The sequence below is a fragment of the Saccharospirillum mangrovi genome (genome assembly GCF_003367315.1).
Taxonomy (GTDB): domain Bacteria; phylum Pseudomonadota; class Gammaproteobacteria; order Pseudomonadales; family Natronospirillaceae; genus Saccharospirillum; species Saccharospirillum mangrovi.
Genome location: NZ_CP031415.1, coordinates 708,163 through 734,590, shown reverse-complemented (window position 1 = coordinate 734,590; position 26,428 = coordinate 708,163). Strand labels below are relative to the sequence as shown.

At 58.2% G+C, this 26,428-nt stretch carries 27 protein-coding genes; 12 read left to right on the top strand and 15 right to left on the bottom strand.

Annotated features, from left to right (window positions below; genetic code table 11):
- Window positions 1-6: 6 nt before the first annotated feature.
- The 6 genes from DW349_RS03535 to DW349_RS03510 form a co-directional block, all read right to left on the bottom strand.
- Window positions 7-1,743 (bottom strand): glycerol-3-phosphate dehydrogenase/oxidase, encoded by a 1,737-nt coding sequence (locus tag DW349_RS03535; protein WP_108126163.1) that lies wholly within the window; start codon window positions 1,741-1,743, stop codon window positions 7-9.
- 64 nt (window positions 1,744-1,807) lie between these two features.
- Window positions 1,808-2,794, bottom strand: coding sequence for an aldo/keto reductase (locus tag DW349_RS03530; protein WP_108126162.1), 987 nt, complete (start codon window positions 2,792-2,794; stop codon window positions 1,808-1,810).
- On the bottom strand, window positions 2,791-3,753 hold the full coding sequence (locus DW349_RS03525; RefSeq protein WP_232819344.1) for a sugar-binding transcriptional regulator: 963 nt from the start codon (window positions 3,751-3,753) through the stop codon (window positions 2,791-2,793). The genes DW349_RS03530 and DW349_RS03525 overlap by 4 nt, the downstream gene beginning before the upstream one ends.
- A 36-nt stretch (window positions 3,754-3,789) precedes the next feature.
- Window positions 3,790-4,791 carry an ABC transporter permease gene (locus DW349_RS03520; RefSeq protein ID WP_108126160.1) on the bottom strand — a complete coding sequence of 334 codons (1,002 nt, stop codon included), beginning with the start codon at window positions 4,789-4,791 and terminating at the stop codon, window positions 3,790-3,792.
- A gap of 41 nt (window positions 4,792-4,832) precedes the next feature.
- Window positions 4,833-6,398, bottom strand: coding sequence for a sugar ABC transporter ATP-binding protein (locus DW349_RS03515; protein ID WP_108126159.1), 1,566 nt, complete (start codon window positions 6,396-6,398; stop codon window positions 4,833-4,835).
- Between the two features lie 84 nt (window positions 6,399-6,482).
- A complete protein-coding gene (locus DW349_RS03510) occupies window positions 6,483-7,535 on the bottom strand; it encodes a substrate-binding domain-containing protein (RefSeq protein ID WP_108126158.1) in 1,053 nt (350 codons plus the stop codon).
- Between the two features lie 347 nt (window positions 7,536-7,882).
- Between DW349_RS03510 and DW349_RS03505 the strand changes: the two genes are divergently transcribed.
- From DW349_RS03505 to DW349_RS03495, 3 genes are all read left to right on the top strand, one after another.
- A complete protein-coding gene (locus DW349_RS03505) occupies window positions 7,883-9,136 on the top strand; it encodes an MDR family MFS transporter (protein WP_157954381.1) in 1,254 nt (417 codons plus the stop codon).
- Complete coding sequence (locus tag DW349_RS03500) at window positions 9,133-9,792, top strand: tRNA (adenine(22)-N(1))-methyltransferase TrmK (RefSeq protein WP_157954380.1); 660 nt, start codon at window positions 9,133-9,135, stop codon at window positions 9,790-9,792. Before DW349_RS03505 ends, DW349_RS03500 begins: the two co-directional genes overlap by 4 nt.
- 148 nt (window positions 9,793-9,940) lie before the next feature.
- Window positions 9,941-10,417 (top strand): Hsp20 family protein, encoded by a 477-nt coding sequence (locus DW349_RS03495; protein ID WP_108126155.1) that lies wholly within the window; start codon window positions 9,941-9,943, stop codon window positions 10,415-10,417.
- A 94-nt stretch (window positions 10,418-10,511) separates the two neighbouring features.
- Here the strand turns inward: DW349_RS03495 and DW349_RS03490 are convergent, their stop codons facing one another.
- The 8 genes from DW349_RS03490 to DW349_RS03455 form a co-directional block, all read right to left on the bottom strand.
- On the bottom strand, window positions 10,512-11,255 hold the full coding sequence (locus tag DW349_RS03490; RefSeq protein ID WP_108126154.1) for a hypothetical protein: 744 nt from the start codon (window positions 11,253-11,255) through the stop codon (window positions 10,512-10,514).
- Window positions 11,240-11,806, bottom strand: a complete 567-nt coding sequence (locus DW349_RS03485; RefSeq protein ID WP_232819343.1) for an RNA polymerase sigma factor — start codon at window positions 11,804-11,806, stop codon at window positions 11,240-11,242. The genes DW349_RS03490 and DW349_RS03485 overlap by 16 nt, the downstream gene beginning before the upstream one ends.
- A 171-nt stretch (window positions 11,807-11,977) precedes the next feature.
- Window positions 11,978-12,373, bottom strand: a complete 396-nt coding sequence (locus DW349_RS03480; RefSeq protein ID WP_108126152.1) for a COG4315 family predicted lipoprotein — start codon at window positions 12,371-12,373, stop codon at window positions 11,978-11,980.
- Between the two features lie 115 nt (window positions 12,374-12,488).
- Complete coding sequence (locus DW349_RS03475; RefSeq protein ID WP_108126151.1) at window positions 12,489-13,793, bottom strand: TRAP transporter large permease; 1,305 nt, start codon at window positions 13,791-13,793, stop codon at window positions 12,489-12,491.
- Window positions 13,793-14,314 carry a TRAP transporter small permease gene (locus DW349_RS03470; protein ID WP_108126150.1) on the bottom strand — a complete coding sequence of 174 codons (522 nt, stop codon included), beginning with the start codon at window positions 14,312-14,314 and terminating at the stop codon, window positions 13,793-13,795. Before DW349_RS03470 ends, DW349_RS03475 begins: the two co-directional genes overlap by 1 nt.
- Before the next feature lie 18 nt (window positions 14,315-14,332).
- On the bottom strand, window positions 14,333-15,325 hold the full coding sequence (locus tag DW349_RS03465; protein WP_108126149.1) for a TRAP transporter substrate-binding protein: 993 nt from the start codon (window positions 15,323-15,325) through the stop codon (window positions 14,333-14,335).
- A gap of 61 nt (window positions 15,326-15,386) precedes the next feature.
- Window positions 15,387-16,358 (bottom strand): PDR/VanB family oxidoreductase, encoded by a 972-nt coding sequence (locus tag DW349_RS03460; protein ID WP_108126148.1) that lies wholly within the window; start codon window positions 16,356-16,358, stop codon window positions 15,387-15,389.
- A gap of 3 nt (window positions 16,359-16,361) precedes the next feature.
- Window positions 16,362-17,414 (bottom strand): aromatic ring-hydroxylating oxygenase subunit alpha, encoded by a 1,053-nt coding sequence (locus DW349_RS03455; protein ID WP_108126147.1) that lies wholly within the window; start codon window positions 17,412-17,414, stop codon window positions 16,362-16,364.
- 179 nt (window positions 17,415-17,593) lie between these two features.
- Here DW349_RS03455 and DW349_RS03450 point away from each other — a divergent pair, with 179 nt between their 5' ends.
- The 4 genes from DW349_RS03450 (at window position 17,594) to DW349_RS03435 (ending at window position 21,146) form a co-directional block, all read left to right on the top strand.
- Entirely contained in the window at window positions 17,594-18,307 is a 714-nt protein-coding gene (locus tag DW349_RS03450) for a GntR family transcriptional regulator (protein ID WP_108126146.1), read from the top strand.
- A 72-nt stretch (window positions 18,308-18,379) separates the two neighbouring features.
- Window positions 18,380-19,924: a glycerol-3-phosphate dehydrogenase/oxidase gene (locus tag DW349_RS03445; RefSeq protein ID WP_108126145.1), complete on the top strand. Its 1,545-nt coding sequence runs from the start codon at window positions 18,380-18,382 to the stop codon at window positions 19,922-19,924.
- A 65-nt stretch (window positions 19,925-19,989) separates the two neighbouring features.
- Entirely contained in the window at window positions 19,990-20,466 is a 477-nt protein-coding gene (locus DW349_RS03440) for a transcriptional repressor (protein WP_108126144.1), read from the top strand.
- Window positions 20,467-20,648: 182 nt separating this feature from the next.
- The gene (locus DW349_RS03435; protein WP_108126143.1) at window positions 20,649-21,146 is read left to right on the top strand and encodes a response regulator; all 498 of its coding nucleotides are present in this window, start codon (window positions 20,649-20,651) and stop codon (window positions 21,144-21,146) included.
- Between the two features lie 7 nt (window positions 21,147-21,153).
- On the opposite strand, the gene DW349_RS03430 is transcribed toward DW349_RS03435, so the two are convergent.
- A complete protein-coding gene (locus DW349_RS03430; protein WP_108126142.1) occupies window positions 21,154-22,188 on the bottom strand; it encodes a type IV pilus twitching motility protein PilT in 1,035 nt (344 codons plus the stop codon).
- A 190-nt stretch (window positions 22,189-22,378) separates the two neighbouring features.
- Between DW349_RS03430 and DW349_RS03425 the strand changes: the two genes are divergently transcribed.
- Genes DW349_RS03425 through metW form a run of 5 tightly spaced genes read left to right on the top strand, consistent with a single transcriptional unit; the run spans window position 22,379 to window position 26,427 of the window.
- The gene (locus DW349_RS03425) at window positions 22,379-23,095 is read left to right on the top strand and encodes a YggS family pyridoxal phosphate-dependent enzyme (protein ID WP_108126141.1); all 717 of its coding nucleotides are present in this window, start codon (window positions 22,379-22,381) and stop codon (window positions 23,093-23,095) included.
- Between the two features lie 29 nt (window positions 23,096-23,124).
- The gene (gene proC, locus DW349_RS03420; RefSeq protein ID WP_108126140.1) at window positions 23,125-23,946 is read left to right on the top strand and encodes a pyrroline-5-carboxylate reductase; all 822 of its coding nucleotides are present in this window, start codon (window positions 23,125-23,127) and stop codon (window positions 23,944-23,946) included.
- A 44-nt stretch (window positions 23,947-23,990) separates the two neighbouring features.
- Window positions 23,991-24,608, top strand: a complete 618-nt coding sequence (locus DW349_RS03415; RefSeq protein ID WP_108126139.1) for a YggT family protein — start codon at window positions 23,991-23,993, stop codon at window positions 24,606-24,608.
- A 56-nt stretch (window positions 24,609-24,664) separates the two neighbouring features.
- Window positions 24,665-25,828, top strand: coding sequence for a homoserine O-succinyltransferase MetX (metX, locus tag DW349_RS03410; protein WP_108126138.1), 1,164 nt, complete (start codon window positions 24,665-24,667; stop codon window positions 25,826-25,828).
- Window positions 25,825-26,427 (top strand): methionine biosynthesis protein MetW, encoded by a 603-nt coding sequence (metW, locus tag DW349_RS03405; protein ID WP_108126137.1) that lies wholly within the window; start codon window positions 25,825-25,827, stop codon window positions 26,425-26,427. The genes metX and metW overlap by 4 nt, the downstream gene beginning before the upstream one ends.
- Window position 26,428: the final 1 nt, after the last annotated feature.

Here is a 26,428-nt window from a genome sequence, read left to right as displayed (position 1 = left end):
CAGGCGTCAGGCCGAACGCGAATTGCGCTCGGCGGGGTTCAGTTGCCAATCGGCCAGACCGTGCAGGCGGCGCAATTGGTCGCGGGTGTACGTCAGCATGGCGGCGCTGTCTGCGTCGCTCAGTTGACGGTGCCGGGCGAGCAGCGTTTGCAGCTCAAGCAATACCGCCGCTGTGATGCGTCCGCTGATGCCGATACTGGTGCGGCGCAACACCAAGTCGAGCAAGGTGTGAGCGGCTTCGAACTCGATCAGAAAAACGATTTCACGTTCGCTGTAATCGTTCAGGCTGTGCAGCGGCGAGTCGTCGCCGGCGGCGAGAAAATCGAGCACGGTTTCGGCGCGGGTGCCGTAACGGTCGAACAATTGCGCCAACCGCGCCGGCGATTGAGCGTAACGCTGCTGCCAATCGGCCAGCAGATTCTGGCGGGCGCGGCTGCTGGTCGGGTAATCGCAGCCGCCACCGATGGCGAGGTTGGCGGTAGTCACGCTGCGTTCGCGCTGCAATTGTTTCAGCACGCGGTCGGCAACCTGTTCGCCAAAGGCGCGGAAGGTGGTCCACTTACCGCCGACCATCGACAGAATCGGATACGGCCGTTGCTCAGTCGCCGGGCTGAAGCGGCATTGATGATTGCGGCTGATCTGGCCGGTCACCGCCGCATCGCTGCGCGGCAACGGCCGGATGCCACTGAAGCGATACAGAATCTGCTGCGGCTCAATGCGAATGTGCGGAAACACATAGGCCAGCGATTCCAGAATGTAGGCTTCTTCGTCCGGTGTGCAGTACGGCTCGTCAGGCGAATCCACCGGCAAATCGGTGGAGCCGACCAGCACCTTGCCCATAAAAGGAAACAGAATGCAGACGCGGCCGTCGGGCGTTTCGTAGAAAATCATGTGCTCGCCGGTGGCGGCGCGCAGCTCGTCGTTATCGACAATCAGGTGCGAGCCTTTGGTGCCGCCAATAAAATCGCTGGCGCTGTTTAACGCCTCATTGGTGTGGTCGATCCAGGCACCGCTGGCGTTGATAACGATGCGCGGTTTCAGCGTAGTGCTCTGGCCGCTGAGACGATCGGTCAACGTCAGTTGGTCGCCCTCGCTGCCGCTCAGCGCAACGTAATTCAGCGCCAACGCCTGCGGCGATTTCGCCTGGGTATCGAGCACCATTTCCAGTGCCAACCGTTCCGGGTAACTGATCCAGGCATCGTAATAAGTGGCGCTGCACACCAGTTCATTATTCAGCGCAGGCCATTGTTGCAGCGTTGCCTTGCGCGAACGAAAGCGATGGCGCGGCAGAATTTGCCGACGGCGGGTGTAGAAATCGTACAGCCACAAACCGGCTTTAATGATCAGCGCACCGCGTCGCGACGGACCGGGCTCGCGACCGAACAAACGCAGCAGCGCCGCGCCGACACCGGCCAGCCAGTAGAAGATCGGAATCGTTGTTGGCAGTGGCCGCACGTAATGCGGCGCGTTGTGCAGCAACGCATTACGTTCGGCCAGCGATTCACGCACCAAAGCGGTTTCGCCGGTTTCCAGATAACGCAGCCCACCGTGAATCATGCGCGATGGCGCTGCGCTGGCCGCGCCGCAAAAATCGCCCTGATCAACCAGAACAACGTCGACGCCCTGCAACGCCAGTTCGCGATACACACTGACGCCGTTAATGCCGGCCCCGATCACCACCACGTCGGCCGTTTCCCTGGCCGTTAAATTTTGCCAAAGCGCGGCCCTGCTATGCTCGTTCATAACCCTGATCTCATCTGCATTTGGTCGATGGGGCGCGTGCCAGTGCGCCCCTTTGGCGTGGGCGCTAGTCGTCGATGCTCGACAGATGTTTCGCCCGGGCGGCCTCGATGCGGGCGCAGTCGGTGTCGCTCAATTCAACCTCGCCAGCGCGCGCATTTTCCGCCGCCTGCGACGGGTTGCGCGCACCGCACAGGGCGTAAGTGATACCCGGTTGCTGCAAGGTCCAGGCGATGATGATCTGCCCCGGCGTGGCGTGGTATTGGCTGCACAGCGGTTCGATGTCGGCAAAAAAATCGGCGACTTTTTTGCGATTCTCGACACTGAAGCGCGGGTTATTTTTGCGCTGATCATCGCCTTCGAATTGCCGCGTCGGCGTCATGCGGCCGCTGAGTAAACCCAGCGCCATCGAGGAATAACTCAGGCAGGAAACGCCGTTGTTTTTACAGATCGGCAACAGTGTCGATTCGATGCCGCGATCAATGGCCGAGTAGCATTCCTGAATGGCATCGACCGGGCCGAATTTCAGGTATTCCTGCAACTCGGTTTGGTTCACATTGCTGACGCCGATGGCGCGGATTTTCCCGGCTTTTTTCAGCTCCAACAGTTTGGTCATGGTTGCTTCGATGGGCGTGGTCGGGTCTTGCCAGTGGGTGATGTAGAGGTCGATGTAATCGGTGCGTAACCGCGTCAGACTTTGTTCCAATTCGTACTGAATCGACTCCGGGCCGAGGTAACGGTTGATCGGTTGGCCGTCTTCTTCGACGAAGAATTTTCCTTTCGCATCGTCGTGCCAGATCATGCCGCATTTGGTGGCGAGCACGACCTGATCGCGCCGGCCTTCAATGGCACGACCCACCACTTCTTCGGACCGGCCCAGACCATAAGCCGGAGCGGTGTCGATGAGCGTAATGCCACGGTCGATGGATTCGCGCACGGCGGCAATGGAATTGGCGTCGTCGTGACCGCCCCACATCCAGCCGCCCATGGCCCAGGTGCCCAGGCCAACGACCGAGGCTTGAATGTCTGTGGTTCCGAGCGTTCTCATCTTCATGCTTGGGCTCCTTTTTCCAAGAGTTTGAGCACTGCCTTGGTGGTGACTTCATCGCTGATCAGCGTTTTGAAAAAACGCCCGCGCAAAGCACCGGCAATGGGATTGACCTTGGTCGCCGAGGCCGCGACCCCGACCGACAAGGGAATGTCGCGCAGTTCAGCCAGTGTCAGCGCGACCAGTTTTTCATTGTGTTGGTGGCCGACCAATTGGCCGCCCACGTCGAACAGATGCGCGAATAAATCGCCGGTGGCGCCTTCGTTAATTAACGCATCGCGATCGGCGCGACTCATCGAGCGCAGATCGAAGTAACTGGAATCTTCCGGCACGATGGAACCGATGCCCATTAAGGCAATATCGGCGTGGCGCGCTTTATCGAGCACTTCGCGCGTCTGGCGCATGTCCATCAGCATGTTGCGTTCGGCAGCGGTGTCGGCGAACAGCGGCGCGTGCAATTGCAGAGCGTGACCGCCGAGCCGTTCGGCCAGCACCATCGCCAGATGATTCACATCGGTGTAGTGCTTGCCCTGCACGCCGCCGGTGGCCGGCACTACCGTGACGTCGTAACGGCGTTGCGGGTTCAGCGCCTTGACGATTTCGGTCACCTGCTTACCGCCACTGATCGCCAGCACATCGCCATCGCGCAGATGTTGCAGCAAATAATCGGCCGCGGCGGTGCCGACGGTTCGGGCGATGGTGTCCGGGTCGTCCGAATAGGTTGGGCTGACCAGCGCTTCGGGAATACCACTGGCATCGGTGAGCGCTTTTTCCAATTCGAACAACGACTGGAACGGCGTCTTGATGCTGATTTCCAGATAACCTTCGTCGCGCGCCTGACGGATGATGCGATTCACCTTGGCGGTCGAAAGGCCGAGCAATTTGGAAATGTCGGACTGATTCTGCTGCTCGATAAAATGCATCGTCAGTATCCGGCTGAATAATCGCGCCTTGTCGTAGTCCACGCTCATCTCCTTCATCTCAACGGCCGCGTCTGAGCCTTAACCCTGCTGCACCGAGCGGTTGTGCAGGATGTGGTCGATAGCCACCGCCGCCAGCAAAATCAGACCTTTAATCAAGTCCTGCCAGTACACCGAAACGTTCAACAGAATCAGCGAACTGGACACCACCGACAGCAAGGCAATACCGAGAATGGCACCGAATACCGTGCCCTCGCCGCCTTTCAACGAAGCACCACCAATGACCGCCGCAGCGATGATGTTCAGCTCCAGCCCGACACCAAAGTTGGGCGTGGCCGCGCCGAATTTGGACATATAAATAATGCCGGCCAGGCCACAGAGCGTTGAGCTGAGTACGGTGACGCCGATCTTGATGCGCTTGGTGCGGATGCCGGAAAATTCGGCGGCGCGTTCGTTACTGCCGGTGTAGAAAATCTTGCGAAAGGCGGTGGCGTTACGCAGCAGATAATCGGCGATGATGACCACCACAAAGAAAATCAGAATCGAAAACGGCACGCCCCACAACGTACCCTGGCCGACGAATTTGAATTCCGGCGGCAAGGAGAACAACGAGATCGGCGTGCCCTGGGTGATCACCATCGAACCGCCACGGGCGATGCCCATAAAGGCCAGCGTAACGATGAAATGATGCATGCCGATGCGCGTTACGCAGTTGCCCATAATCAAACCGATCAGGCTGCAAATTCCGATCGACGTCAGGCTCGCCAGCCAGGGGTTCATGCCGAGCACAAACATCTTGGCGGCCATCACCATCGCCAGACACATCACCGCGCCGACCGACAGATCAATCCCGCCGACGATCAACAACATCGTCATGCCGACCACGACAATGCCTTCGGTCGAAAACGACAGCAGCATGGCCTTCATGTTGGCCCAGGTGAGGAAATACGGAGAGGCGAAACTCATCACAATAAACAGGCTGACGATGATCAGAATCAACGTCAGTTCGCGCATTTTGCGAATGTTACCGAACAGGCTGCGATTGGCCGGATCGGGTGAGAAACTGGGCGTGTTTGCGGTCATGTTGATTCCTCGTTTCTTATTATTAGCTAGCCATTCGGTTATCAGGTGGCCGGTTGCGCACTGAAGGATTGCACGGTGTCGGCACTGGTTTTTTCCACCGACTGACCCAGACCGGACGCCAAACGAATGATGCGATCTTCATTTATGGCGTCGCCACTGACGATGCCGTTGCTGCGGCCTTCGCACATCACCATGACGCGGTCGCACAGGCCGACGACTTCCGGCAGTTCGGACGAAATGACGATGACGCCAACGCCCTGGCTGGCGAGTTCGCGAATCAGCCGATGAATTTCCGATTTGGCACCGACATCAATGCCGCGTGTCGGCTCGTCCATAATCACCAGCCGTGGTTTTACCGACAGCATTTTGGCGATGGCGACTTTCTGTTGGTTGCCGCCGCTCAAGGACGACACCGGGTGATCGAGCCGGCCGTATTTCAGGTTCAGTCGTTGCGCTAATTCTTTGGCTTGTTCGCGTTCCAGGCGACGGTTTACGAAGCCGTAACGCGACACCTGATCGAGATCGAGCGCGGCGATGTTGCCGGCAATCGACAGGTCGAGAAAGACGCCGTTTTCCTTGCGGTCTTCCGACAGATAGACAATGCCGAGAGCCACGCTGTCCTGGTAATTGCGAATCTCGGCGCGCTCGCGCAAAAACGTCAATTCGCCGCTGGTGCGTTTGTGCAATCCGCAAATGGCTTTCACCACTTCGCTGCGGCCGGCACCGATCAAACCCGCGATGCCGAAAATTTCACCGCGATGAACACGAAAATGAATGTCGTGAAAACGCCGCTCATCAGACAGATTTTTTACTTCGAGTAACACCTCTCCCACTTCCGGCGGCGTGCTCAGTTTGGGCGGATAAAGTTCGCCCAGATCGCGGCCGACCATCTTGCCGACAATGGCGTCGGGTGTGGTGTCGGCAATGTTTTCGGTGCAGACAAACTGACCATCGCGCAGCACGGTGATGCGGTCGCACTGCGAAAAAATTTCCGCCATGCGATGGCTGATATAAATGATGCTGATGCCCTTGGCTTTCAGCTCTTGCATGATGCGAAACAGCGCTTTGGATTCGCTTTCGGTCAGCGCTGCTGTCGGTTCATCGAAAATCAGAATGTTGCAGTTCAGCGTCAGCGCCTTGGCGATTTCCACCAACTGCTGATTGGAAATGCTTAATTCGTGCAGGCGCGCATCCGGGTCGATGTCGGCCAGCGGTTTGATCGCCTCGCGGGCGATGCGACGAATCTCGCGGAAATTCACGAACCAGCGTTTGCTGGCGTTGAGCATCGGCATGGAAATGTTTTCCGCCACGGTCACATCCGGACAGAGCGCAATTTCCTGATGCACCAGACCAATGCCGAGTTTTTGCGCCGTCAGTGGATCGGCAATCTCGGTGGTTTGGCCGTGGACTTTTATCTCGCCGGCATCGGGCTGGTGAATGCCGTCGATGATTTTCATCAAGGTCGATTTACCGGCGCCGTTTTCACCGACCAGCGCATGGATTTCGCCTTTGCGCAGATTGAAATCGACACCGCGCAACGCGTGCGTGGCACCAAAGGCTTTTTCGATACCGATCAGTTCCAAGACGGTTTCATCAACAGTCGTCAAAACCGTTCCTCCCCATTAAAGACAGCGTCCTTGCGATCCGTCGTCCCTGTCGGAACCGGCACGGTGTGCCGGCCCGAATCCGTCTTACTCGTTAATACCGCGGGTACCGCGACGCTGCAGATACTTGTCCCAATAGAAGTCGTCGGCGTTGTCAGCGGTGACAATGGAGAAGCCGTTATCGACGAAGGGCACACCCATGGGGTTATAGCCGCTGCGCAGATAGTCGTTCATCGGGTCGATCTGTTCCGGGTGAGCGGCCAGATACAACAGCATCATGCCCATGTAACCCTGAATGCCCTGGTTCGGGTTGACCGCGCCGAAAATTTCACCGGCTTTGATCATGTCCAGAATCTTGGCATTGACGTCGGCATTGAACACCTTGATGCCGCTGTCCAGTTCCTTGGCGGCTTGCGCTGCGCCCAGGGCGGAGTTGGCTTCCGGCATAAACACAGCGCCCAGGTTCGGGTGCGCCTGTGCCATGGTCAGAACGGCATTGTAGGCACGGGTCGGGTCCTGGTTACTGGCAGCGCGCGCAACCAGTTTCATGTTTGGCCAGTTGCTTTCCATGCGCTCGATGAAGGCCGCGATGCGACGGTCGTGGTTGTCCTGACCCGGGTTTTCCAGCACCGCGTATTCACCGCGTCCGCCCATGGCTTCGGCGATGGTGTCGGCGGCGTAGAAACCTTCCTGGTAGTTGTCGGAGGTGATGAACGACACCCGGTCGCTGTTGGGTGAATCGGCAGCGAAAGTGACCACCGGAATGCCCATTTCAGCGGCGCGGTTGATCGGTTCGATAAACGGATCAGGGTTCATCGGGTGCAACAGAATGCCGGCCGGATCGCGCGCCAGAATCTGCTCGAACGACGACAGCTGCTTGTTCACGTCGTATTCCGGGGTGCCGGTGTAGACGGTGTCACAACCCATTTGCTGAGCCGCCTGCTTCATCATTTCATAGACCGGGAACCAGTACTCCACGCCCGAGACCATGACATTCATGTAGTAGGTTTCGCCCGGATCACAACGGAACGGGCCGTGGTCGTGACCAGAACTCGGTGCGTCTTCAGCCTGGGCCAGACTGGCCGCCAGGGTCAGTGACAGGCCGCAAAGCCCCACTTTCAGGATGGAAAACTTACTCATCAGCACTCTCCTTATTTTTATAGGTGCATTGAGATCGTTTAGGCGCGGACGGATTAGGTAGTCTGTTACGCCTTTGGCTGAAATAAATTCCAATGGAATGAAATTAATTTCATCGCTGGATATTAATTGCGCATTTTCAATACTGTCAAAGTTTTTTTGAGACTTTACGTCTCATTATTTTTAAATAACTGATTTGCTTGTGAATTTTTTTGGCGAGCGTCAGCCCATCGAAACATTGAACAACCGGCACGATGTTGAGCTGTCATGACAGCCGGTTCGGCCGTCCTTATACTGCGCCGCCTGCTGTCACCGCCCGCGCCGGGCGATGCGTTGTTTTAGGACACACTATGTTCGCCTCGCTCAAAGCCTTCACGCCTCTGGTTTGGACCACCATCTTCGGCACCTTTCTGACACGCCTGACCTATTTCATGATCTGGCCGTTTATGGCCGTGTTACTGAAAGACCGCTTTGGGCTGCCGCCGATGGTGATCGGGGTGATCCTCAGTGGCGCTGCGCTGATGGGATCGTCGCTGAGTTTTTTCGTCGGTAACGCTTCCGACCGCTTTGGCCGTCGCGTGGTGATCTTGGCTGGCACTCTGACCTCGGCACTGGCTTTTGGTCTGCTCGCCATCGCCACCCAACTGGAATTGTTCATCCTGTGCATTTTGCTGGTCGGAGCCGGTTACAGCCTGCTTGATCCGCCCTCCAAGGCGATGATGTCGGACGAGATCGCTGACCCGAAAAGTCGCGAACTGGCGTTTAACCTACGCTATTTCATGCTGAACGTGGGTGCCGGCACCGGGCCGTTAATCGGCCTGTATTTCGGACTCACCGGCCAGCAAACCACCTTCACGTTGTTGATGACCACCTACCTGCTGTGGGCCGCGGCCATCGCCTGGTTCAGCCGCCATCAGCGTGCCGTCAGCGCGGTACAAAAAGCCGCCGCCAGCGTGTCGAACACCTGGAAAGTGCTGAAGGTTGACCGGGCGTTTCAGTGGCTGGTGTTGGCCAATCTGCTGATCATGGTGTGCTACGCCCAGTTTGAAGCGACGCTGGTGCAGTTTGTCGATGCCGTGCGTCCCGAGCGTTCGGTGCAGCTTTATGCGCTGCTGGTCACGACCAATGCGCTGACCATCGTCTGCTGCCAGTTTCCGTTGCTGGCGTTATTGCGCTCCTTTGCCTTGCACCAGCGCATCTATCTGAGTCTGGCGTTGTTTGCGCTCGGCTTTTCCGCCTATGGCTGGATTCCACACGACAACGACCTTGCCTGGATTCTGGCCACTTTGGTGATGAGTCTGGGCGAGGCGATTCTGTTCCCGACGCTGAACGTTCAGATCGATACCATGGCGCCACACCATTTGCGCGGTAGCTATTTCGGCGCCAACGCTCTGCACGGTTTCGGTTTTGCGCTGGGCCCGGCACTGGGTGGGATCTTGCTGCAGTGGACCGGTGTTGGCGTCTGGTGGGCTTGCGCCGGTGTGTTGTTACTGGCTTTTGCGCTCTATGTCGCCACCGTGCGTCTGCTGCCGGCGCGGCAAATCTGGGTCAAACAATTGGAACAGGACGCGGGGCTTGCTCATGCCGCGCACTCATCGTCGTGAAAACCCGACTCGGTAAACGGCTGCGCGCGCTGTTTGAGGCAATACCCGAACACGGCTACGACAGCGTTTGGGATCTGTGTTGCGACCACGGCCGCCTCGGCATGGCGCTGCTGGAAACCGACCGGACGCCCTGGGTTCACTTCAACGACAGCGTGCCGGGTATTTTGATCGACCTGGAAGAACGCTTGCGGCGTTATGGCGCTGAGCATTATCAGTTGCACACTGGCCCGGCTGAAGCGCTGGCATTGCCCGACGCTGGCAAGCATCTGTTGGTTCTCGCTGGCGTCGGTGACGAACTGACGGTTCGTATTCTCCAATCGCTCAGTCAGCACAAAACCAGCGCCCAATTCGACTGGTTACTGATGCCGACACACAACCTATTCCAAGTGCGCCAGTTTCTGATCGACCAGAATTGGGGGTTGCTCGAAGAAGGCTGGGTGTTTGAAAACGGCCGCGGTTACGAATGGCTGAGGGTGACGCCTGCTGGCGGCCAGCGCCTTGAAAACCCGGCGCCGTTTTGGGACGCCCGCAACGCCGAACATCGCCAACATCTGACCAAACTGCTCAAGCACGCTCGCCAGCAACAACGCCAGACCGACTCTGCCGACGCCGGGATTATCGCCCAGGCGTACGCCGCTGCGCTCGACCAGAGCTGACACTTTTTTTACAAAAAATCCCCCTTTGCGACCGCGCCGGCCATCCCTATTTATGTCGTGCCGAAGGATGTCTCGTTGAGAGTCCGGCGGTATCGCCCAAACGGGCAAACCTGAACGATATATTGCTTCTCAATGGAGGATATACACCATGACTACGATTGATCTCACTCCCCTGTACCGCAGCACCATCGGTTTCGACCGCATGGCGTCTTTGCTTGATTCCGCTCTGCGCGGTGACCAATCCAGCGGCGGTTACCCGCCCTACAACATTGAAGTCACCGGCGAGAACCAATACGGCATTACTTTGGCCGTGGCGGGTTTCGAAGAAGCTGAGCTGGATATCCAGGTGGAGAACGGCACTCTGAGCGTGCGCGGCAAGAAAGCCGGCAGCCAGGACAACGACCAGCGTCGTTTCCTGCATCAGGGCATTGCCTATCGCTCCTTCGAGCGTAAGTTCAACCTGGCAGACCACGTGGAAGTGCGCGGTGCTGAATTGCGCAACGGCCTGTTGACCATCAGCCTGGTCAAAGAAGTGCCCGAAGCCATGAAACCGAAAAGCATCGCCATCAACACCGGTGCCAATACGCTGGAACACAAAAAAGACGAGAAATCCAAAGCGGCCTGAATCCGCCGGTGGATCGCTCGTCTGAGATGACAGCGTTAAGTTGAACAAAAAGGGCCGGCTAAGCCGGCCCTTTTTTGTGCCTGGATGTTTTAACTCACCAGTTTTTCAGCTGAATGCAGGGGCCTTGCATGGCGGCCTGTTGCAGGCTGACGCCATCGGCACTGTCGCTGACCGCCAGGTGGCGGCTGTTAGCCACGGCTTGCCAGGCGGACGATTCAACCTGCCAACGCCGGTTGTCGGGCGTGACCTTGCCCAGATACACCCAGGCATTGCCATCGCCACCGTCGGCCCAGAGGTACAAATCGCCTTGTGGGCGTTCCGACAATCGCTCGGACCATTGCACCGACAACCAGGACGCGTCTCCGTCCTGCCCTTTGTAACCACTGACAACCAGCGCCACTTCACTGTTCCAGGTGAGCGGTGCCATGTAATCGGCGGCGCGCAATTCGGTCGGCTGCGCCAGCACCAAAGTCAGCGTAACGACCAGCGCCAACGCCGTCGCCATGCCACCAACGGCACTGGTTCGCCACAGATCCCAACGCTCGACCAAGCGCGACCAGAACGACGGTGCCTGATCGGCCTGACGTTGTTTTGCATCGGCTTTGACGCGACGTTCAATGCGCTGCCAAAGCTCATCCGGCACCGGCTGCGACGGGTACTGTCGCTGCAACGGTTCCAGATTGGCGCACCAGAAATCCACAGCGGTTTGCAATTGCGGGTAATGACGCATCAGTTGTTCAGTGCGTCGGCGTACGCGCGGCGTCATATCGCCGGCGACGTATTGTGCCGCCAGCTGATCGCACAGCTCGCGGTCGTTGTATCTCAGGCTTCCAGACATTTTTTCAGCTCCTGCAGACCCCGGCGAATCCATGCTTTGACCGTACCGAGCGGACGCGACAACCGTTCATGCAACTCCTGATGGCTGTAGCCGTAGATATAGGACAGCACGATGGCCTCGCGCGCGTTGTCGTTTAACTGATCCAGACACTGGTGAACGCCCATGTCGTGGGTATCCGTTTCCGGCATCTCGGCCACCAGATCGGCGCCTGGGTCTTCCGACAAATCCTCGCGCTTGCGCTTTTGGCTTTTGAGTCGATCCAAAGCGGCGTTGCGCGTCATCACCGTCAACCAACCCATGACTGAGCCACGACCGCTGTAATCGCCCGCTTGCTGCCAGATTTTCAGATACACATCCTGCAGCACGTCGCACGCTTCCTGTTCGTTTTTCAAAATACGGTTGGCAACGCCCATCAGACGACTTGAAGTGGCGTCATAGAGCGACTTCAAAGCGGCGTAGTCCTGATCGGCAACGCGCTTCATCACGCGCGCCATCCAGGCTGAATCCTGATGGGTCGGAGTTTCCTGTTCCAAAGTCGATGATACGGACACGACAACAATCTCGGTTGGCTTGGCCGAACGTCTATTCGACGTTCCAGTTGGCCATGGGGTCATAATAATCAGCCCGGCACTGGGCCGGGCTGCTCCCTGCGCGCGGCCGACCAGGCCACGCTGTTCGTTCAGTCTTCCTTATTGCAGCTGAACGTTATTACATCGGTTCGTTTACATCTGAACCACGAACCAGGAACCACCGACTTCGTGACCGGTGACGTCACCTGGCTTCTTATCGTTAACCCAGAAATACAACGGCTTATTATCATAAGCCCACTGGCGGCTGCCGTCAGTACGCTCAATCACGCTGAAATGACCGCTGTTCCGAGCATTGCGGCCAGCTTCAAACGGCGGCCAGCTTTGCGCGCAGCCACCATAACAGTTTGACTTGCCCGCTTCATCCCGGGTGAAAATATACAGCGTCATACCGTCGTCATCGGTCAGTACCGAACCCAGGCTGCTGCTGTGAGTATCTACAGGCACATTGCCGGGCAGGTTTTCAGCCATAACGTTGGCAGTCAGCGCCAGCAAGGTTGCAGTAGCGGCAGTGATCAACATCTTTTTCATCGTCTTACTCCTTAACAAGGTCGGGAAAGGTGTTTGAGTTCCTTCTGCAAGACGACATTGATTTATTGGGCAGATGCACAAAGCGAATATTTTTTTAACGGCCGCCGCCCGGCCGTCAGTTCATCATGGTATTGGGCAGGAACAACACCAGATCGGGTACCGCCACCAGCACCGCAACCGCCAATATCATGACCAGCCAGAACGGCATTACCCCTAAAAATATGTCTTTCAGGGCGACGCCCGGCGCTACCGATTTGACGATAAAGACGTTCACGCCCACCGGCGGACTGATCAAACCCATTTCCAGCGTCAACACCACCAGCACGCCAAACCAGATCGGGTCGAAGCCCAACGCCATGATCACCGGAAAGAAGATCGGCATGGTCAGCACCAGCATGGCGAAGCCTTCCAGAAAACAGCCCAGCACCAGATAACACAGCAAAATGATGATCAGCGTGCCGTAAGCACCCAGGTTCAGGCCGACCAGAAATTCACCGAAGGTACGTGGGATATGGCTCAGTGCCAAAAAGGGATTGAGCAGATGGGCAGCGATGAGGATCAGCATGACGGTTGCGGTGGTCAGAATGGCGTTCTGCGAGGCACGCCATAACGCCCGCCAGCCCAGTTGCCGCGTGACCGCGCCATAAAGAATCACCAGACCCGCGCCGACGGCGGCCGCTTCGACCGGCGAGAATATCCCGGTGTAGATGCCGCCGATGGTCACCAGAATGACCACCAGAATCGGAATGGCGCCACCGAGGCCGCGCAGCTTTTCTTCCAGGTTGGTGCTCGGTCCTTTCGGTGCCAGCGCCGGGCGAAGTGTCGCCAGCACGGTAATCAGCAAAACGAAAAGCACCGACAACAAAATGCCCGGCACAACACCGGCGAGAAACAAACGGCCGATGGATTGCTGGGTCAGGATGGCGTAGATGACGAAGCCGGTTGAGGGCGGAATCAGAATGCCCAGCGTACCGCCGGCCGCAACGGCGCCCGTCGACAGCTTGGCGCTGTACTGATACCGATCCATTTCCGAAAGCGACACCCGCCCCATGGTCAAAGCCGAGGCCACCGACGACCCGCACAAGGCGGAAAAACCGGCGCAACCGACCACCGTGGCCGATGCCAGACCGCCGCGAATCGAGCCGATTAAGGCGTAAGCGGCATCGTACAAGCGACGACTCATGCCGGTTTCAGTGGCGACATTGCCCATCAGAATAAACAGCGGAATAACGATCAACTCGGCATTGGACGCCACGGTAAAGGTTTCGCTCGCCAGCAGGTTCAACGCCGAGCTGGTGCTGTCGAGAATCGACACGCCAACAAAGCCAACCGCAAAAATGGCGAAGGCCACCGGAATACGCGCCAGCAACAACGCAAACAGCGCGACGATGCCGAGCACACCGATCAATTCATTGCTCATCAAAACGTCTCTTCACGGGAATCCGCCGGCGCCATACCGATCAGGTTGCGCACCAGACGCAGCAACAAGGAGGCGGCGGTCACAAAGGAAAACGCCGCCACAGCATACTGAAACCAGGCTTTGGGCAGATTGAGAATGTTGGTGCTGAGGTTCAGCAGACGGGAAATGGCAGCGCTGTCGAGAATGGTGACACCGATGCCGATAAAGAACGCCGCCCCGAGCAACCAACCCAAAGCGTCGAGCATTCGGTTGGCCCAGCGCGGCAGACTGTTTTCCAGCAAATCGACCGAGATGTGGGCGTTCAGCTTGTCGCTCAGTGCCACGCCACCAAAGACGATGATCACCATGCCCATCTGGGTCAGATCCTGAGCGCCGGTCAGCGGGTGACCGAGCAGATTGCGGCCGATCACGTCCACCAGGACGATGACCACCACCGACACCAACGCCAAGGTTCCGAGCACACTGGACAGGCCGATCAGCCTGTCCACACCCCGGCTCAACTGAGCCACCAGAGATTTCATCCGCAACTCCGAAACGGCTTATTCGCCGCGCATGCTGGACAGGATGTTGGCCGTACCGCTGTCGCTCAATCGTTCTGCACGGAAGGCGTCGGCGATGGTTTCAAACGGCGCAATTTCGGCATCGCTCAGGTTGATCACGGTGTTGTTGCTATCGGCCGCAACGGCTTCCAGGGTGCGTTCGGCCAGAGCGTTCCAGCCTTCTTCACCGTGGCGCGACAACCAGCGGCCGCTGTGTTCATCCAGCACTGTGCGCTGGGCGTCGGTCAGGCCGTCGTAACTGCGCTGGTTCATCACCAGATAGAACATGATGTGCCCCATGGGCGCACCGATGGTGTAGCTGTTGGCTACTTCATCGAGTTTGAAATCGGTGATGGCGCTGGCTCCGGTAACGATGCCGTCGATCAGTCCGGTTTGCAGAGCGTTGTACATTTCACCCGCCGGCATCTGCACTGGCGTGGCGCCGTAGCGGGCAATCATGGCGGCGGCCATGGAGCCGGAAACGCGCATTTTCAGACCGTCCAGATCGTCCGGGGTACGGATGTCGTGGTCTTTCATGATGAAGATATTCGGTTCACTGACCCACAGCGCCAACGGGTGTGTACCGGGAAATTCCCGCTCCAGATGCTCATCGTAGGCGTTCCACAGCATGTCATATCCGGTCATGCCTTCCGGAATGGCGCCGGGCATTTCCACGATCATGGACCGTTCAAACTGCGATGAGGTGTAGCCAGCCAGCCCCCAGGTAATGTCGGCCACGCCCTGGAGCGCGCGCACGTATTGCTCCATCGGTCCGGCGCCCAGTTCACCGCCGGGATAGACGTCGATCTGCAAATCGCCGCCACTGGCTTCTTCCACACCGTCTTTGAGCGGCTCAATGATGGCGCCGGTCAGGACGTGCGCCGGCGGTACGAAATGCGCCAGCTTGAGCGTTTTCTCAGCCTGAACCGAGGTCGATACCAAAGCTGCACAGCAGGCCGTGGCGAGTACGGTGGATAACAAAGTTGTTTTCATCTTGGCGTTCCTCTGTCTAGTTGTTGTTGTGTCCAAAGGACCTTGCTTGTGGTTATGACGGTTATAGATCGATCACTAGTCGTTCCGTTTTAGCGCGCGAACAACAGGGCGTAAAACAATCATTAGCCGCATGTTCCGCCTCGGTCATATATCGATCCCGGTGCTCGGGTATGCCTTCCAGTACCCTGGTGATGCAGGTACCACAGATGCCTTGTTCGCAGGAGGTCAGCAGATCGACGTCGTTGTCGAGCAACACCTCGGCGACCGTCTGGTCGGCTGGAATGCGATAGCTTTCGCCGCTGCGCGCCAGCACCAGTTCGAAGCTGCCGTCGTTGCTGGTGTCGATGTCGGCCGCGGTAAAGAATTCGGTGTGCAGTTGCGCCTCGGGCCAGCCGGCTGTGCGAAAACGATCCATCACAAAATCGATGTAACCGCCCGGCCCGCAGACGTACAAATGCGTGCCGTCGTGCGGCTGCGCGACCAGTTGGTCAATGGGCAATCGGCTGCCCTGATCATCGAAATAACACTGCACCTGAGCGCTCAGTGGCCCACTGGTCAGCCAGTCATGAAACGCCATCGCCGCCTGGCTGCGCGCCGAATAATGCAATTCGAACTCAGCGCCATCGCGATGCAGTTGCCGCGCCATTGCCAGAATCGGCGTGATGCCGATGCCGCCTGCGAGCAACAACGAACGCTTGGCATCCGGGGCCAATTCGAAGTGGTTGCGCGGCGCGCTGATCTGAATCAAATCGCCTTCGTCCACCGCCTCGTGCATGGCTTGCGAACCACCGCGCGATTGCGGCTCACGCAGCACGGCGATCTGATAGCTGTCGGTCGAACCGGGTTGATTGCACAATGAATACTGCCGCAGAACGCCGGGTTCGGGCTGAACATCAATGTGCGACCCGGCGGTAAAAGTCGGCAACGCCCGGCCATGCGGATCGACCAGCGTAAAGCCGGCCACGCCGTCCGCTTCCTGGCGTTTGGCCTGCACCTGTACGGTCATGCTCAGCGTCGTTTTCTTCACTGCCATGCCTCAGGCCCCGCTCTGTTCGGCCTTGATCATGCGATCGAGCATGCGCCGCGCCAGCACGCCACCACCATCGATATTGAGCTTGAGCAGGTCGCGATCCGGGTTGTCATCGATGTTGCGCTGCTGGGCTTCGAGCATTTCCAGATCTTCAGCAAAAATTTTGCCCTGGCTTTCGCGGATGGTGTTGGTCAATTCCGCGTCGTCCGCTTTGAAGTTGCGCGCCATGCCCCAGAAGTACCAGATGCTGTTTTCTGTCTCCGGGGTGATGAAATCCACCACGATGCTGGACGCTTTTTTATCGGCCGGCGCGTCAATGCCACCCTCGCCCGCCAGCGCTACGCCAACGTTGATCATAATGTGGCTCGGCGGCGTAAAACGGCTGATCTGCCAACGATCGACCAGGGCCTCCGGGTCCAGATCGTTGAACGTCAGCGCCTGCTTCCAGAACGGCGCCGCGCTGATGTTTTCCATGGTGCGTTGGGTGACGACGGTGTCGCCGTCTTTGAACGATTCCGGGGGCGCTTCTTCGATTTCCGTCTGGCCGATGCTGGATGCGTGCACGTAGGTTTCGTGCGTCAGATCCATGAGGTTATCGACCATCAACTTGTAGTTGCAGCGAATGTGATAAAGCCCACCGCCGTAGGTCCAGCCCGGTTCGTCGAACCAACTGAAATCGGGAATCAGCGCCGGGTCGGCGGCCTCGGCGTTGCCGGTCCACACCCAGATAAAGCCGTAGCGTTCTTCAATCGGATAGGCGGTTACGCCAGGAAAAGCCTGAACCCGCTGGCCGGGCATCGACTTACAGGAACCGTCGCAGTTCATCACCATGCCGTGGTATCCGCACACCAGATCACCATCGACATTGACGAAACCGAGCGACAGGGGTGCGCCACGGTGTGGGCAGAAATCGGCCAGAGCGACGACTTTGCCGTCGCCGTTGCGATAGAACACCAGTTGCTTGCCGCCGATCTGACGGCCGAGCGGGCCGGACGTCAACTCGTCGGGCGTGCAGGCTACATACCAGGTATTGACCGGCCATGAAGGTTGGCTGGACATAAGGCCTCCGTCTGTTGTTTTTGTATTTATTGGATCCAAAATTAGCCACACAGCTGACCAAGGTCAAGAAAATGTCGTTTTTTTGGATCCAATATTGCTAGGAAGCGGTTTAACGTCGCACCCTTGTGGTTCTTGGTTCAAGCCCCGAAAATGACTGCGATTTACACAAGGACACTGATATGAGCCAAGTCAGCCAGGTCGCCGTATCGACACTGCGCAAACTGATTGGAGACGGAGAATTACAGCCCGGTGAAAAGCTGCGTGAAGTCCAGATTGCCGAACGCCTGGGCATGTCACGCACGCCGGTCCGGTTGGCATTTCGTACCCTGGAACAGGAAGGCTTGCTGGAACGCACCGGCAAACAGGGCTTTGTGGTGCGCAGCTTCTCGCGCGACGACGTGCTCTGCGGTCTGGAAATACGCGGTGTACTGGAAGGCCTGGCGGCGCGGCGCATGGCAGAGCGCGGCCTCAGCGACGACGAACGCCTGGCGCTCAAAGCCTGCATTGACGACGGCGGCCAACTGGTCGCCCGGCCCAACCCCGACGAAAACGACCTGTTGCAATGGAGCGAACTGAACGGCCGCTTTCACGACATCATCATCAACGGCGCCGGCAGCCGCACCGTCGCCGATGCCATAGCGCGCAACAACCACCTGCCGTTTGCTTCGTCGGATTCGATTATTTTCGATATGCAGCGTATCGATGAAGAATTCCGCAAAATTCAGATGGCGCATCTGCAACATCAGCTGGTGTACCAGGCGCTGGTGGCCGGCGAAGGCGCCCGCGCTGAAATGCTGATGCGCGAGCATGCCTATATCGGCCTGCGCTATGGAGCGCTTTTTGACCTGGATCTTTCAGTCACTACCGATGCCCAACCAAAAAACGAAAAATAACGATCACATATTTACAGATAACGAAAATAGGCACTATCATCCAGGCACCCGATTTCACCAACAGGAGCGCCCATGCACCGCCCTCTGCAAGCCAATCAACCCTGGCAACGCCAAACCCAGCGGGATGCGCTTCAGGCTGCCGACCTCGATGTACTGATCATCGGCGGGGGCGCCAGCGGAGCCGGCGTTCTGCTGGACGCGCTCAGTCGCGGTTTAACGGCAGCGCTGATCGAGCGTCAGGACTTCATGGCCGGCACATCCAGCCGCTCCACCAAGCTGATTCACGGCGGCGTGCGTTATCTGGAACAAGCCTTCAAAACGCTCGACATCGGCAAATATCAGTTGGTGCGCGAAGCGCTCGCCGAACGCAAACGCATGCTCGCCATGGCGCCACATCTGGCCTGGCCGTTAACGCTGATCACGCCGGTAAAATCCTGGATCGGCCTGCCCTATTACCGCTTTGGCCTCGGCCTGTACGATGTGCTCGCCGGGTCTCAGCGCCTGGGCCGTTCGCGCATTGAGAGTAAAAACGAACTTAAACGCGCCTGCCCGAGCATCGACGCTGCGCCACTGACCGGCGGTGTCAGTTACCAGGACGGCCAGTTTGACGACGCCCGGTTCGGCATTGCCATGGTTCGAACTGCGCTGGAACAAGGTGGTCTGGCGCTGAATTATTGCGCCGTCGACAACCTGCTGATTGAAAACGGCCAGGTGGTAGGCGCCCAGTGTGACGATTTGATCGCCGGAGACCGTTTCGAGCTGCGCGCCCGCGCTGTCGTCAATTGCACCGGCCCCTGGACCGACCAACTGCGCCAACAGGCCAAACCGGACGCCAAACCCATGATGACGGTGTCCAGCGGTATTCATTTGCTGCTCAACCGCGATCTGCTGCCCGATGGTCGCGGCATCCTGATCCCGCAGACCGAAGACGGTCGCGTCTTGTTCCTGTTGCCCTGGCTGGGCAAAACGCTGGTCGGCACCACCGACGATCCGGCCGAACTGAACGACCGCCCCGAAGCCAGCCAGGCCGAAATCGACTATTTATTGCGCCATCTCAATGGCTGGCTCAGCGAGCCGATTGGCGCAGCCGACATCAGCGCTACCTTCTCCGGGCTGCGCCCCTTGGTCAGCAACCCGCACGGCGGCAGCACCTCGAAGCTGTCGCGCGATCACGTCATCGTCACCGACAATGGCCTGACCAGTCTGACCGGCGGCAAATGGACCACCTGGCGGCGCATGGCCGAAGACTGCATGGACGAAGTCATTGCTCACAGTGGCCTCAAAGCCGGCCCGTGTCGCACTCAAGCGTTGCGACTGGCCGGCGCCAACGGCGACCGGGCCGCAACCGACGCCGCCCTGAAAGCCCTGCCCGACGACATCGCCGCTCACCTGTGGCAAGCCTACGGCGACCGCGCAGCGGCCGTTTTGGCGCAAGGCCCGGCTGAGCGTTTGGTCGAGGGCGCGCCGTACATCGAAGCGGAACTCAGTTGGGCCTTGCAGTATGAAGGTGCCTGTCGCGCCGAAGATGTGCTCAACCGCCGCTTGCGCGTCGGCATGCTGGACCGCCAACGGGCCGATGCCATCGGGCGCCACTTGGTATCCAAGCTGGAACAATAACGCCGCGGCTTCGCTTCGTAAGCGCGACTGAGTACCATAGGCGCACACCCCAACAATCGACCGCCATGACCAACGCCAAACAGGCCATCCTCGACAAAGCCAGCGAACACTGCCAGCAACTCGGCGAGCGCCTGACCCCCAAGCGCGAACGCCTGCTGGATCTGCTGCTGGCTGCGGACGGGCCTAAATCCGCCTACGATCTGATCAGCGATCATCAGGCGGCCTATGGCGACGCGCCTGCGGCCATGTCGGTGTACCGCATGCTGAACTTTCTGGTGGAGGCGGGTCTGGCGCACAAGCTGGCGACCACCAACCAGTTCCTCGCCTGCTCGCACATCAGTTGCGACCACGACCACGAAGTGCCGCAATTTCTGATTTGCGACCGCTGCCAGGCAGTCGAGGAAGTGGGCATGCAACGCTCGTTGCTGACAGAGTTAAAAGCCAGTGCCAGCAGTGTCGGTTTCGAAATGGGCAGTCAGCAACTGGAAGTACATGGGCTGTGTCGCAATTGCGCTCAGGCCGCTGCAAACGCCGAACTCTGATCGAAAATTTTTCGTCGCAATCCCAGCACAAACACTTACAAATCGGCGGACAGATGTGCGCCTTTGGTAGCGTTTTCAAGATTGCAATGCTTGGGTGTTTGACTATCTTTGAGTCACGAAATTAGCTGTCATATTCCGTTGTTAAACTGGATACAACAGCGCAGCGAACAGGAGTACCGCTGATGGCGCCCGTGGATTGGCTGGCCGAAGAAAACGACGACTCGACACCAGACTCAACCGAGAGCTGGCAGATTCTTGTTGTCGATGATGAACCCGAAGTGCACGCCGTCACCCGCCTGGCCCTGCGCCGCTTCCGCTTTGAAGACAAACCCCTGATCGTTCACACCGCCGCCACCGCCCAGGAAGCGCTGGCGATTGTCCGCCAATTGGGCGACGACCTGGCGATGGCACTGATCGATGTGGTGATGGAATCCGAACACGCTGGCCTGGATTTGGTGAAAGCCATTCGTGAAGAAATCGGCAACCATTTAACGCGACTGGTGTTGCGCACCGGCCAACCCGGTTACGCCCCGGAAAGTGAAGTCGTCCGCGACTACGACATCAACGACTACAAAGAAAAAACCGAACTGACCGCGCAGAAATTCCAAACGTTAATGTACGGCGGGCTGCGCAATTATCGCGATCTGAAACAGATGCGCGCTGCCGCCACAGCGCACTGAGCCAGGTTCAAAAATTCTCCGGGTGCCTGGCTTTTTCTTTCGCCAATTCGCGCTCAATCACACCGCCCTGAACCAGCGTTGCCAGACATTGATCGAGCGTTTGCATGCCTTGCTGCGAGCCGGTCTGAATGGCGGAATACATTTGCGCTACTTTGTCTTCGCGGATCAGATTGCGAATCGCCGATGTGCCAATCATGATCTCGTGCGCCGCTACCCGGCCGCCGCCAATCTTCTTCAGCAGTGTTTGTGAAATCACCGCCTGCAACGATTCCGACAACATCGACCGCACCATGGCTTTTTCTTCCGCGGGAAACACATCGACCACCCGATCAATGGTTTTGGCCGCCGAGGTAGTGTGCAAGGTACCGAACACCAGATGGCCGGTTTCAGCGGCGGTGAGCGCCAGACGAATGGTTTCCAGATCGCGCATTTCGCCGACCAGAATGATGTCCGGATCTTCACGCAAGGCCGAGCGCAGTGCATCGGCAAAACTGTGCGTATCGCGATGCACTTCGCGCTGGTTGACCAGACATTTCTTGGCTTCGTGGACGAACTCAATCGGATCTTCGATGGTCAGAATGTGGTCGTATTTATGTTCGTTGATGTAATCGATCATCGCCGCCAGCGTGGTCGATTTCCCGGAGCCGGTCGGGCCGGTCACCAACACCAGGCCGCGCGGCACCTGGGCGATGCTTTCAAACACCGGCCCCAAACCGAGATCAGCCATGCTCTGCACGCGTGAAGGAATGGTACGAAACACCGCGCCGCAACCCCGATTCTGAGTAAAGGCATTCACCCGGAAACGCGCCACGCCCGGTACTTCAAAAGAAAAATCCGTTTCCAGCCGCTGCGCAAATTCCTGCCGCTGCTGCTCATTCATAATGCCCAACACCAGCGCTTCCACTTCGTCGTGCGACAAGGCCGGCACGTTGACGCGGCGGATGTCGCCATCGACGCGAATCATCGGCGGCAAGCCGGCGGACAGGTGCAAGTCGGAAGCATTTTGTTGGGCGCTGAACGCCAGAAGTTCGGTCATGTCCATGCGGTCGTTGATTCCTTAATTAAAGTGGTCAGACAGGCCAAGTGATCATACTCAGCGCAGTGGAAAACCGGTATGCTGTTGCGCTTTGCAAGACCGGCGAGCCAGGGCGTTTGCCGTGATAAAAACGAATCCAGTGTAAACCAAGAGCGGTGCATTGTGAGCACCGTTCCAACGCCATCGGAGTGCCGCCTTGAGCTCAGAGCAACGCCCCTTGGCCGAGCGTTTGGCCGCTGTGCGCGAGCGCATTGCCAGCGCCTGTCAACGAGCCGGACGTGAACCCGCAGCGGTCACACTGATCGGTGTCAGCAAAACCTGGCCGTTGGCTGACCTGCAAAATGCCGTCGCTGCGGGTGTCACCGATCTGGGTGAAAACTACGTCCAGGAAGCGGTCGATAAGATTCAGCAATGGCAAGGCCCGGCTCCGGTCTGGCATTTCATCGGACCGTTGCAGTCGAACAAAACCCGCCCGGTCGCCGAACATTTCGATTGGGTGCACAGCATCGACCGGCTGAAAATTGCTCAGCGTCTGGCCGACCAGCGCCCGGCAGAAAAAACGCCGCTCAACGTCTGTATTCAAATCAACATCAGTCAGGATCCGGCCAAAGCCGGCCTGCACCCCGATGAAGTGCTGGCGTTCGCCGATCAGCTGAGTGAGATCGACCGGCTGCGACTCGCCGGTCTAATGGCAATTCCGGCGGCGGACTTGAACGACACCGAGCTGCGCCGCCAGTTTGATCAATTGAAAAGCCTCAGTGATACCCTTATTCAACACCATCCCGAGGCGACGGCATTGTCGATGGGCATGAGCGCGGATTTCGAAATCGCCATCGAAAGCGGCGCCACTCACGTTCGCGTTGGCAGCGCCATTTTCGGCCAACGCCACTACGCCCAGACGAGCGCCGGATGACGACACCAGTAACAACACAGGAGAGCGCCATGCAAACCGCCACCATCGGTTTTCTCGGTGCCGGCAACATGGCCGGTGCCATCATTAATGGCATGCTGGCCAGCGGCTTTGATGCACAGCGTCTGCAAGTGTGCGACCGCAACGAACCCAAACGCGCCGACTTCGCCAGCAAAGGCCTCACCGCCACTGCCGACCCACACGCCTTGATCGCGGCCTGCGACATCCTGGTGCTGGCCGTCAAACCGCAAGCCTTAAAAGCGACGCTGGAACCCCTGGCCGCCGACTTCCAACAACGCCAGCCGTTGATTGTCAGCGTTGCCGCCGGCGTTACTGCTGAAAGCATTGACCGCTGGCTCGGCGGCGATTTCGCCATCGTGCGCACCATGCCCAACACGCCGTCGCTGGTGCTGACCGGTGCCACCGGTTTGTACGCCAACGCCAATGTCAGCGACGCTGAACGCAACACCGTGCAGCAAATGTTCGACAGCATCGGCGCCAGCCTGTGGGTTGACGCCGAAGACGATTTACACGCCGTCACCGCCACCAGCGGCAGCGCTCCGGCGTATTTCTTTCGCTTTATGGAAGCCATGCAAAAAGCCGCCGAAGCCCAGGGTTTGGATGGCGACAGCGCCCGTACTCTGATCGTACAAACTGCCTTGGGCGCGGCGCGTATGGTGCAACAAACCGGACAGATGCCAGCCGAATTGCGCCGCCAGGTGTGCTCGCCGAACGGCACCACCGAACGCGCCATTCGCAGTTTTGAAACCGACGACCTCGACGCCGTGGTCGCACGCGCCATGCAAGCTTGTCGCGCCCGCTCGATTGAACTATCCGAAGAACTGGCGGATTGAGCCTCGCTCAGCGCCACCGACTGCAGCCATAAAAGGAGCCCCGCATGCTGGGTGATATCGCCGTCCTGATTCTGAAAACCGCGTTCAGCATCGTGCTGATTGCACTCATCGCCCGTTTTCTGGCGCAAGTCGCCCGGGCCAACACCTACAACCCACTGGCGCAAACGGTGCTGAAAATCACCAATCCGTTCTTGTTGCCGCTGCGTCGCATCATTCCCGGATTCGGCGGCTTGGATGTCGCCGCTTTGGTGTGCATCTGGATTGGTCAGTACGTGTTGGCGTTGCTGATTTTCGTCGTTCAGGGCGCGAATCCGGTGCCTTTCCTTGGCCCGATGGCCATCTGGTCGCTGCTCGCCGTGGCTGGTTTGCTGATGACGGTGTTGCAGTGGAGCATGATCATTGTCGCCATCGGCAGTTGGATCAGCATGGGTCAGCAAAACCCCATGCTCGGTTTTCTGCAGGAATTGGTGGAGCCGTTTGTCGGTCCGTTCCGTCGGCTGAATCTGCAAGTCGGCATGTTGGATTTGTCGTACATCATTGCGTTCCTGGTGTTGATCATCCTGCGCGATTTCGTACTCAGCGGCATGATCGTTCCCATGACCAGCCTGTATCAGGCCGCCGGTTATTTCACCGGTGGCATCATGCCGGTGATTGGTCTGTAACATCGCCGTTTTCTGATCGAATCACGGACCCGGACGGGTCCTGCAGGACAGACTGAATGCCAACAGAATTTCCGGCCGACAGCGTCGGCCTGGTCACACCACAGGTTGCTGAATTCGACGAACCCTTGCCGTTGCGCTCCGGCCGTTCGCTGTCGTCTTATCAGTTGGTGTATGAAACCTACGGCACGCTGAACGCCGACCGTTCCAACGCCATTTTGATTTGCCACGCTTTGTCGGGTCACCACCACGCCGCCGGTTATCACAGCAACGATGATCGCAAACCCGGCTGGTGGGACGCCTGCATCGGCCCCGGCAAAGCCATCGATACCAACCGCTATTTTATCGTCTCACTGAACAACCTGGGCGGCTGTCACGGCTCCACCGGCCCGACCAGTACCGACCCGGAAACCGGCCGCCGTTACGGCCCGGATTTTCCCATCATGGCGGTGCGCGACTGGGTAAAAAGCCAGGCACGTCTGGCTGATCGATTGGGCATTGATCAATGGCTCGCGGTCATCGGTGGCAGCCTTGGCGGCATGCAAGCCATGCGCTGGTCGATTGATTATCCGGACCGGCTGCGCGGCTGTGCCGTCATCGCGTCGGCGCCAAAACTCTCGGCACAAAACATCGCGTTCAACGAAGTCGCACGCCAGGCCATCACCAGCGATCCGGATTTTCACGACGGCCATTATTACCAGCACGAAACCTCGCCGCGTCGCGGTCTGATGTTGGCGCGGATGCTCGGTCACATCACCTATTTATCCGAAAGCGGCATGCGCGAAAAATTCGGTCGTGAACTGCGTCAGGGCAAACTGCATTTCAGTTACGACGTCGATTTCGAAGTGGAATCTTACCTGCGTTATCAGGGCGAAAATTTCTCCGATAATTTCGACGCCAACACCTACCTGCTGATGACCAAAGCGCTCGATTATTACGACCCGGCCGGTGATCACGATGGCGATTTAGCGCGCTGCCTGGCACAAAGCCAATGCCGCTTTTTAATCACCGCGTTCAGCAGCGACTGGCGTTTTACGCCGGCGCGCAGCGAAGAAATTGTGCAAGCCTTGGTCCGCGCCCAACGGCCGGTCAGTTATCTGGAAATTGAAGCCGACCAGGGCCACGATTCGTTTTTGTTTCCGATTCCGGAATACGTGCGTTTGCTGAGTGGTTTTCTGGCGTCGCTGGAAAATGAATCCGCACCACAAGGAGCGCCAGCATGACCGTTTTGGATCGCCCCGATTTCGATTTGATTCAACGCTGGATCAAACCCGACAGCCGCGTGCTCGACCTCGGCTGCGGCGACGGCAGTTTGCTGGCGATGCTGCGCGACAACAAAAACGTCAGCGGCTACGGCCTGGAAATCGACACCGACAACATCCTCGAATGCGTGGCGCGTGGCGTCGATGTCATTCATCAGGATCTGGACGCCGGTCTCGATAATTTCGACGACCAGAGTTTCGATACCGTCATCATGACGCAGTCGTTACAGCAAACCACAGCGCCCGATCGCATCGTGGAAGAAATGCTGCGCATCGGCCGGCAAGCGGTAGTAACTTTCCCCAACTTCGGTCATTGGACTACGCGTGCCTATTTGGGTTTCCGGGGCCGTATGCCGGTATCGGAATCGCTGCCCTACGCCTGGTACGAAACGCCCAACATTCACTTTTTCACCTTCCGGGATTTTGAAGTGCTGTGTCGCGAACGCGGCATTCACATTCGCAACCGGACCGTGGTAGACAGCAACTACCAGAGCAACTGGAAGATGCGACTGATGCCCAACCTGCACGGTGAAATTGCGCTCTATCACATCGAGAGATGAC

Coding starts and splice junctions, on each gene's coding strand:
- DW349_RS03535 (WP_108126163.1), bottom strand. CDS start 1,743: ATGAACGAGCATAGCAGGGCCGCGCTTTGGCAAAATTTAACGGCCAGG.
- DW349_RS03530 (WP_108126162.1), bottom strand. CDS start 2,794: ATGAAGATGAGAACGCTCGGAACCACAGACATTCAAGCCTCGGTCGTT.
- DW349_RS03520 (WP_108126160.1), bottom strand. CDS start 4,791: ATGACCGCAAACACGCCCAGTTTCTCACCCGATCCGGCCAATCGCAGC.
- DW349_RS03510 (WP_108126158.1), bottom strand. CDS start 7,535: ATGAGTAAGTTTTCCATCCTGAAAGTGGGGCTTTGCGGCCTGTCACTG.
- DW349_RS03505 (WP_157954381.1), top strand. CDS start 7,883: ATGTTCGCCTCGCTCAAAGCCTTCACGCCTCTGGTTTGGACCACCATC.
- DW349_RS03495 (WP_108126155.1), top strand. CDS start 9,941: ATGACTACGATTGATCTCACTCCCCTGTACCGCAGCACCATCGGTTTC.
- DW349_RS03490 (WP_108126154.1), bottom strand. CDS start 11,255: ATGTCTGGAAGCCTGAGATACAACGACCGCGAGCTGTGCGATCAGCTG.
- DW349_RS03480 (WP_108126152.1), bottom strand. CDS start 12,373: ATGAAAAAGATGTTGATCACTGCCGCTACTGCAACCTTGCTGGCGCTG.
- DW349_RS03475 (WP_108126151.1), bottom strand. CDS start 13,793: ATGAGCAATGAATTGATCGGTGTGCTCGGCATCGTCGCGCTGTTTGCG.
- DW349_RS03470 (WP_108126150.1), bottom strand. CDS start 14,314: ATGAAATCTCTGGTGGCTCAGTTGAGCCGGGGTGTGGACAGGCTGATC.
- DW349_RS03465 (WP_108126149.1), bottom strand. CDS start 15,325: ATGAAAACAACTTTGTTATCCACCGTACTCGCCACGGCCTGCTGTGCA.
- DW349_RS03460 (WP_108126148.1), bottom strand. CDS start 16,358: ATGGCAGTGAAGAAAACGACGCTGAGCATGACCGTACAGGTGCAGGCC.
- DW349_RS03455 (WP_108126147.1), bottom strand. CDS start 17,414: ATGTCCAGCCAACCTTCATGGCCGGTCAATACCTGGTATGTAGCCTGC.
- DW349_RS03450 (WP_108126146.1), top strand. CDS start 17,594: ATGAGCCAAGTCAGCCAGGTCGCCGTATCGACACTGCGCAAACTGATT.
- DW349_RS03445 (WP_108126145.1), top strand. CDS start 18,380: ATGCACCGCCCTCTGCAAGCCAATCAACCCTGGCAACGCCAAACCCAG.
- DW349_RS03440 (WP_108126144.1), top strand. CDS start 19,990: ATGACCAACGCCAAACAGGCCATCCTCGACAAAGCCAGCGAACACTGC.
- DW349_RS03435 (WP_108126143.1), top strand. CDS start 20,649: ATGGCGCCCGTGGATTGGCTGGCCGAAGAAAACGACGACTCGACACCA.
- DW349_RS03430 (WP_108126142.1), bottom strand. CDS start 22,188: ATGGACATGACCGAACTTCTGGCGTTCAGCGCCCAACAAAATGCTTCC.
- proC (WP_108126140.1), top strand. CDS start 23,125: ATGCAAACCGCCACCATCGGTTTTCTCGGTGCCGGCAACATGGCCGGT.
- DW349_RS03415 (WP_108126139.1), top strand. CDS start 23,991: ATGCTGGGTGATATCGCCGTCCTGATTCTGAAAACCGCGTTCAGCATC.
- metX (WP_108126138.1), top strand. CDS start 24,665: ATGCCAACAGAATTTCCGGCCGACAGCGTCGGCCTGGTCACACCACAG.
- metW (WP_108126137.1), top strand. CDS start 25,825: ATGACCGTTTTGGATCGCCCCGATTTCGATTTGATTCAACGCTGGATC.